The organism is Methylobacterium sp. J-026, from assembly GCF_022829585.1.
In the GTDB taxonomy this organism is placed as follows: Bacteria; Pseudomonadota; Alphaproteobacteria; order Rhizobiales; family Beijerinckiaceae; genus Methylobacterium.
The window spans coordinates 1-6,659 of record NZ_JAKSYC010000297.1 but is presented as its reverse complement, the minus strand read 5'-3'; the positions used below and the strand labels follow the sequence as shown (position 1 = coordinate 6,659).

Below are 6,659 nucleotides of genomic sequence, written 5' to 3'. Positions count from 1 at the left end.
CCGGCGAACTCGAAGTCGTGGGCGTAGAAGTCGAAGAACGACGACGCGCGACCGGCGGTGAGCCCGGCGAACTGGATGAACGCCTTGTCGACGTTCATGAACTGCTGGTCGCGGCCGAAGCTGTCGGTGCCGATGCCCGGGTAGGCCTGGCCGATGCGCTGCTGGGTGCCGGAGGTGCCGACGCCGGAATAGCCGGTGCGGGCGCCGGCATCGAGGCGCACGAAGGCGCGCAGGGTGCCGTAGGCGGTCTGGGTGCGGGCATCGAGGTTGATGCGCATCCGGCCCTGGTAGCCCGACGTGTCACCGGCAGCGCCGGCCTGGCGGGTGTAGCTGGTCTGGTAGCCACCCTCGAACCGGGCGCGGCCCGAGATACGCAGGCAGGTGTCGGGGCCCGGGATGTAGAAGAAGCCGGCACCGTAGGCGGTGCAGACGCGGACGTACTCGATCGGCACCGCCTTCTTGACCGGGAGGTCGGCGGCGTGCGCGGCACCCACCGCCGCGAAGGCGGCGGCGGACCCGAGCAGCGAGCCCTTCAAGAGCTTCATAGATATCTCCAAAGCTTCGAGACCCAATGATGCGGACGTGCCCGGTTGACCGGATCTAGCCGCACGTTTTGTAGAGTTGGGCCTGCGTCTTATCGGCAGGCTCCTGCGGGCTCTCGCTTGGCGATGCCCCCGTGCACCTTCACCATGTGCGAACGGGTTTCGGCCGGCAACGTGGATTCGTGTCTGCTCCGGCAGTTCCGAAGCGATGTTGCCGCCTGGCAACAATCTCGGGCGGCTTTGGCCTTTATCCGGCCGGTATGGGCCAATTCGGCCGGGGTTTCCGGCGCGTTTTCGGACTCGAATAGCCGGGGGCCGGTATTCGCGAGTCGGCCGATTCGTAAGCGGTGCCCGCCGAAGCGGACGACGTCTGCGGGCACCGGTGTCGAACGTTCGGTTACATTGCCGGCTTACATCGGCGGCGTCAGACCGTCTTTGCCGACGGCGACCCGGCGGGCCGTCATGTGACCATCGTCCTCACGCGCGACCACGACGAATGCTTTGGCGCCCGGGGTGAGAGCCGAGGCGTCGGCCGGCGCGAAGCTGACGACCGGGGCCTGGGGCGGAACCAGGATCTGGATGGACTGGCCCTTGCCGTAATCCACGGTCAGCGTCCGCTCCGCAGCGCCGCCACTGGCCGTCACGGTGCCGTTGGTCATCGTGCTCTTGACCCGCGGGGCGTCGGGCGCGGTCGCGCGGGCCTCGGTCGACACGGTGCCGTTGGTCATGGCGGTCTTCACCTTGGTGCCGCCGGCCGTGTGATCGGGGATCATGTCCCAGTCGTAATGACCCTCGCCGGTACCGCGCATCGCCTCGGGGAACAGCACGACCTCCAAAGCCACCGGGGGCTCGCCCTTGGTGGCCGTGCCGATGAAGACGCCGTCCTTGATCTGGTCCAGATTGGCCGGGACGACCCAGGACACCCTGGCGTCGGGGGCCAGCATCATGGACTCGGACTTGCCGTCGAGGGTCTTCAGCGTGAAGCCGCCGTCCTTGACCGCCTCGATTGTCCCGCGCAGGCGCTCCACCTTCGGCGCGGCCTGGGCCCCGGCGACGGTGGCCATCAGGCCGGCCAGGGCAAGAATCGGAAGTTTCGACATATTGGTTCCTCGCGCCACCGGAATCGGTGCGGCGCACGGGACCTGGGGCTGGGATCGCCCCCGTCAGCCCCGGCGAACCTGTGACATCGCGACGTCGTCCGCAAACGGGCGATCAGTCGGTGCGCCCGAGCCGGGCCAGGAACGGCGCGGCGGCCAGCGCAGCGGCCGCCTCGAGGGCGCGGTACTGGGCCACGACCTCCGTGCCGAAGACCGAGAGCCGGGCGCCGCCGCCGGCCCGGCCGCCGATCTGGGCCTCGACGACCGGGCGGCCGAAGCCGTTATTCATCGCCTCGACCAGCAGCCACGCCCGCCGGTACGACATGCCGAGAGACCGGCCGGCCCCCGAGATGGAGCCGTGTTCGGCGATCATCTCTAGGAGCCGCACCTTGCCGGGCCCGAGCCGGTGACCCGGCTCGAGATCGATGCTGATGCTCAGCCGAGGCGCGGGCCCCGCGGGCGTTGGATCCGTCGGGCTCAGACCGGCAGCGCCAGCAGCGCGACACCCGCCGCGGCGAGACCGACCCCGAGAACCGGCGCGGCGCGGGATGCGCCGAACCGGGTGCCGGCGAGCCCGAGGCCGAGCCCGGCCGCGTGCAGCAGCGCGGTGGCGGCCAGGAAGCCGAGGCCGAACGAGAGGCCCGAAGCGGTTTCCGGCATCTCGGCCCCGTGCGCGTAGCCGTGGAACACCGCGAAGACCCCAACCAGGGCCGCGAGCAGCGCCACCGGCGCCCGCAGCCCGACGAGGGTGGCGAGGCCGAACACCACGAGGGACAGCGCGATCCCGGTCTCGGCATAGGGCAGCACCAAGCCGGCCATGCCGAGCCCCGCACCGACGCTCATCAGCGCCAGGAACGACAGGGGCAGCGCCCACAGCGCCCGTCCGCCACGCAGGGCCGCCAACAGCCCGACCGCGACCATCGCCAGGACGTGGTCGGCGCCCATCAGCGGGTGCAGGAACCCCGCCGCCGCACCGGTCGCCGCACCGTGGCCGGGATGGGCGAGCGCGGCCTGCGGCAACAGCACGAGGGCGGCCGGGAGGGCGACGAGGGGAGCGGAGAGCAGGCGCTTCATGGGAGATCCTTCGCTATCCCGGGCAGATGTAGCGCCGTTCCGATCCCTCTGCGAGGGGCCAGAGCGACGCTCACAGGGTCATCGCCTCGTGGACGGCGTCCGGTTCGAAGGGTTCGAGGAAGGCGGCGCCGACGCCGTGCGTGAAATGCCGTTTGACGCAGGCGAGCTTCCGCCCGACCCGGATCGTGGTGCCGAGGGCCAGGAATCGATCCACCAGCAAGGCCACGCCGGAGGCCGAGACGTTGAGCACGTGTCCCGGAAAGGCGTTTCCGCCCTCCAGCGCGACCTCGACGATCTTCTGCCGCGGCACGATGCGGTCATGAACGCGGAGCGGCTCCGGACGGAGATCCTGGGCACGGGCCAGTGTCACGAACTGGCCGGCCAAGTCCGCGAGCGCAGTCCGCCCGCCCCGGATCGAGCCGACGAATTCCTGGCCCGCCGTCCACTCAATGCGGACGTCGAGCAGGCCGACGTGGCGGATGCTGCAGGTCAGATCTTCGCCCGGTGCCAGATATTGTGCAGACCGGAAGCGAATGCCCTCCACCGAGACGTCCGTGGTGATCGCGTAGAAATCCCGACGGCGCCGGTTCTAGCACAAGGCAGGCAAAATGACGAAATGCCGCCGACCCTGCATAACCCTCGACGCCGCGCCCAAGACATGGCGCCGTTGTGCGATGGATCAGCCTGCCGGGAAATTCAGGCGCTCGATAAAATTGTGCTTATCCCCCGGTGACCCCCGGTGAAACCTCTAGGAAAATTTCTGCGGCGAACCCCGCAAAATTCCCCTCGGACACCGAGCGCCCGACCGTCCACGCGATCGGTTCGGAACCGCACGCGACCGTGAATACAAAATGCACCTTGACCGTGTGGCATGGATGCTGCCTTGGGATTGTGCATACCAGGGCGGGGGCCGACATGGCCAGCCGCCCTCGCGGATCGGTCGCGACCGGTCCCGCCCCGCCACACGCCTGTACCCGGACCGGTCCCATGGTGCGTCTCGCCGCCTGTCTCCTCGCCGGAATGATCCTCACCGGACCCGCGGCCGCGCAGACCCTGCGCTACGGCATGATGGAGGATCCGGACGCCCTCGACCCGACGCTCGCCCGCACCTTCGCGAGCCGGATGGTCTTCGCCGCCCTGTGCGACAAGCTCGTGGATATCGGGCCCGACCTGAAGCCGGTGCCGCAGCTCGCGACCGCCTGGGAACTCTCGCCCGACGAGAAGGCGCTGACCATGCACCTGCGCCCGGGGGTGCTGTTCCAGGACGGCGAGAGGCTCGACGCCGCGGCGGCCAAGTATTCCATCGAGCGCCACATGACGATGCCGGGCTCGCAGCGCCGCTCGGAGATCGCTCCGATCGCCTCCGTGGACGTGGTCGACGACCTGACGTTCCGCATCAACCTGAAGCAGCCCTTCGCGCCGTTGCTGGCGCAATTCACCGACCGGGCCGGCATGATGGTCTCGCCGAAGGCCGCTGAGCGGCTCGGGGACAAGTTCGCCTCCGCGCCGGTCTGCGCGGGTCCGTACCGGTTCGTGGAGCGGGTGCCGCAGGACCGGATCGTGGTCGAGCGCTTCCCTGACTACTGGAACAAGGATGCGATCCAGATCCAGCGGATCGAGTTCCGGCCGATCCCCGACGCCACGGTGCGGCTGACCAACCTCCGCGCCGGGCAGCTCGACCTGTTGGAGCGGCTCGCCCCCACCGACGTTCCGCAGGTGAAGCGGGACGCCAAGCTGAAGCTCGACTCCACCACCGAACTCGGCTTCCAGGAGGTCCTGTTCAACCTCGGCAAGGCCGGCTCGCCCGTGGCCGACCCGAAGGTGCGTGCGGCCTTCGAGGCGGCGCTCGACCGCAACGCCATCAATCAGGTCGTCTATAACGGCGAGTTCCTGGCCGGGAACCAGTGGGTCAACCCGAAGAACCCGAACTACGTCGCCGCGTACCCGATCCCGAAGCGGGACGTCGCCAAAGCCAAGGCCCTGCTCGCCGAAGCCGGCAAGCCGAACCCGCAGATCACGCTCACCGTCTACGCCAACAGCGAGTCGCCCCAGGTGGGCCAGGTGATCCAGGCGATGACCAAGGAGGCGGGCTTCGACGTGAAGCTGCAGGCGGTGGACTTCACCACGGCCCTCGATGCCGCCGACAAGGGCAATTACGAGGCGCAGCTCTATTCCTGGAGCGGGCGCTCGGACCCGGACGGCAACACGTTCAGCTTCCTCGCCTGCAAGGCGGCGCTGAACTATCCCAAATATTGCAGCCCGGAGGCCGACGCGGCCCTTCAGGCCGAGCGCGGCACCGTGGATCCGGTGAAGCGCCAGGCCGCCTGGAAGGCGCTCGCCGATCAGGTCCTGAAGGACCGGCCGGGGATCTACATCCTGCACCGCAAGCTGCTCTGGGCCTACAGCCAGAAGCTCACGGGCTTCGTGCCCTATCCGGATGGGCTCGTGCGCTTTCCCGGCCTGAAGCTCAACTGATGCTGCGGTTTCTGGCCCGACGCCTCGCCCTGGCGGTCCCGACCCTGATCCTCGCCTCGATGATCATCTTCGCCCTGCAGCAATTGCTGCCGGGGGACGTCGCCACGGCGCTGACCGGCGAGGAGCGCGACCCGCAGGTGATCGCCTTCATCCGCGAGAAGTACCACCTCGATGCGCCGCTTCCGGTGCGCTACGGCTACTGGGCCGGGGGCGTGCTGCGGGGCGACCTCGGCGAGTCGATCCGCCTGCAGAAGCCGGTCTCCGAACTCATCGTCGAGAAGCTGCCGGTGACGCTCGAACTCGCGTGCCTGGCCATGCTGGTGGCGCTCGCCATCGGCGTGCCCATGGGGGTGCTCTCGGCGGTCAAACAGGGCCAGGCCGCCGACACGATCGCCAACGGGATCGCCCTCTGGGGCCTGTCGGTGCCGAATTTCTGGCTCGGGATCCTGCTGATCCTGCTGTTCTCGGTGGAACTCGGCTGGCTGCCGGCCTCGGGCTACGTCTCGCCCTTCGAGAGCTTGTCCGAGAACCTCGCCGCCATGGTGATGCCGGCCTTCGTGCTGGGCAACGCCATCGCGGCGGTGATGATGCGCCACACCCGGGCGGCGATGCTGGGCGTGCTCGGCTCCGACTACGTCCGCACCGCGCGCGCCAAGGGCGTCTCGCCGCTGCGGGTGACCCTGCGGCACGCGCTGCCGAACGCGGCGATCCCGATCATCACCCTGGGGGCGCTGGAATTTGGGCAGCTCCTGTCGGGGGCAGTGCTCACCGAGCAGGTTTTTTCCGTGCCGGGCTTCGGCAAGCTGATGGTCGACGCGGTGTTCAACCGGGACTTCGCCACCGTCCAGGGCGTCGTGATCTGCACCGCCGCCACCTACATCGTGCTCAACCTCGCCGCCGACCTGCTCTCCGCGGCCGTGAACCCGAAGCTGAGGCGGGCATGAGGGTCATGTTCAAGCGCACCGCCCTCCCTCCCCCCTTTGCGGGGGAGGGTGGGCGCGTGGGGCTAACGTCGGCGGGGACGCCGCGAGCGCCCGAGGAGCACAGGCACCCCCCGCGCCCAGACCACTGGCATCGCAGCGCTGCCCGCACCCGCCCCGTCCAGGGAACGGGGGAAGGCTAGCCTGTAGAGCGGGGTGGGCGGCGGCGTGGGTCTAAAGACCCGCGCAACGACCCAAACGCACGAGGAGCACCGGAACCACCAGCGCACGGACCACCGGCATCGCAGCGCCCACCGGCAACCCGGGCCTCGTCCAGGAACCCGGCACCATCACGGCCTTCTGGCGCCGCCTGCGCGCGCGCAGGGGCGCGATCGCGGGCCTCGTCATCGTCGGGCTGCTGATCCTGATGGCGGTATTCGCCTCCTGGATCGCCACCTACGACCCGACCGCCACCGACTGGGGCAACGTCCGCGGCGCGCCCAGCCTCGCGCACCCGTTCGGCGGCGATGAGGTCGGGCGCGATGTCCTCT

At 69.4% G+C, this 6,659-nt stretch carries 7 protein-coding genes and 1 pseudogene; 3 read left to right on the top strand and 5 right to left on the bottom strand.

What is annotated here, in order from left to right; genetic code table 11:
* From MKK69_RS25470 to MKK69_RS25450, 5 genes are all read right to left on the bottom strand, one after another.
* Positions 1-545: porin (locus MKK69_RS25470; RefSeq protein WP_243972575.1), on the bottom strand; the 545-nt coding region annotated here is incomplete at its 3' end.
* A 407-nt stretch (positions 546-952) separates the two neighbouring features.
* Positions 953-1,642 (bottom strand): metal ABC transporter permease, encoded by a 690-nt coding sequence (locus MKK69_RS25465; RefSeq protein ID WP_243972574.1) that lies wholly within the window; start codon positions 1,640-1,642, stop codon positions 953-955.
* A 112-nt stretch (positions 1,643-1,754) separates the two neighbouring features.
* Positions 1,755-2,012, bottom strand: a complete 258-nt coding sequence (locus MKK69_RS25460; protein WP_409564884.1) for a winged helix-turn-helix domain-containing protein — start codon at positions 2,010-2,012, stop codon at positions 1,755-1,757.
* A gap of 104 nt (positions 2,013-2,116) precedes the next feature.
* A complete protein-coding gene (locus tag MKK69_RS25455; protein ID WP_243972573.1) occupies positions 2,117-2,713 on the bottom strand; it encodes a HupE/UreJ family protein in 597 nt (198 codons plus the stop codon).
* A gap of 70 nt (positions 2,714-2,783) precedes the next feature.
* Complete coding sequence (locus tag MKK69_RS25450) at positions 2,784-3,257, bottom strand: pilus assembly protein PilZ (RefSeq protein ID WP_243972572.1); 474 nt, start codon at positions 3,255-3,257, stop codon at positions 2,784-2,786.
* A gap of 443 nt (positions 3,258-3,700) precedes the next feature.
* Between MKK69_RS25450 and MKK69_RS25445 the strand changes: the two genes are divergently transcribed.
* From MKK69_RS25445 to MKK69_RS25435, 3 genes and pseudogenes are all read left to right on the top strand, one after another.
* Entirely contained in the window at positions 3,701-5,188 is a 1,488-nt protein-coding gene (locus tag MKK69_RS25445) for an ABC transporter substrate-binding protein (protein WP_243972571.1), read from the top strand.
* Complete coding sequence (locus MKK69_RS25440; RefSeq protein ID WP_243972570.1) at positions 5,188-6,132, top strand: ABC transporter permease; 945 nt, start codon at positions 5,188-5,190, stop codon at positions 6,130-6,132. The genes MKK69_RS25445 and MKK69_RS25440 overlap by 1 nt, the downstream gene beginning before the upstream one ends.
* A gap of 277 nt (positions 6,133-6,409) precedes the next feature.
* Positions 6,410-6,659, top strand: a pseudogene (locus MKK69_RS25435) (ABC transporter permease); the annotation flags it as partial.

Coding starts and splice junctions, on each gene's coding strand:
- MKK69_RS25465 (WP_243972574.1), bottom strand. CDS start 1,642: ATGTCGAAACTTCCGATTCTTGCCCTGGCCGGCCTGATGGCCACCGTC.
- MKK69_RS25455 (WP_243972573.1), bottom strand. CDS start 2,713: ATGAAGCGCCTGCTCTCCGCTCCCCTCGTCGCCCTCCCGGCCGCCCTC.
- MKK69_RS25460 (WP_409564884.1), bottom strand. CDS start 2,012: ATGATCGCCGAACACGGCTCCATCTCGGGGGCCGGCCGGTCTCTCGGC.
- MKK69_RS25440 (WP_243972570.1), top strand. CDS start 5,188: ATGCTGCGGTTTCTGGCCCGACGCCTCGCCCTGGCGGTCCCGACCCTG.
- MKK69_RS25445 (WP_243972571.1), top strand. CDS start 3,701: ATGGTGCGTCTCGCCGCCTGTCTCCTCGCCGGAATGATCCTCACCGGA.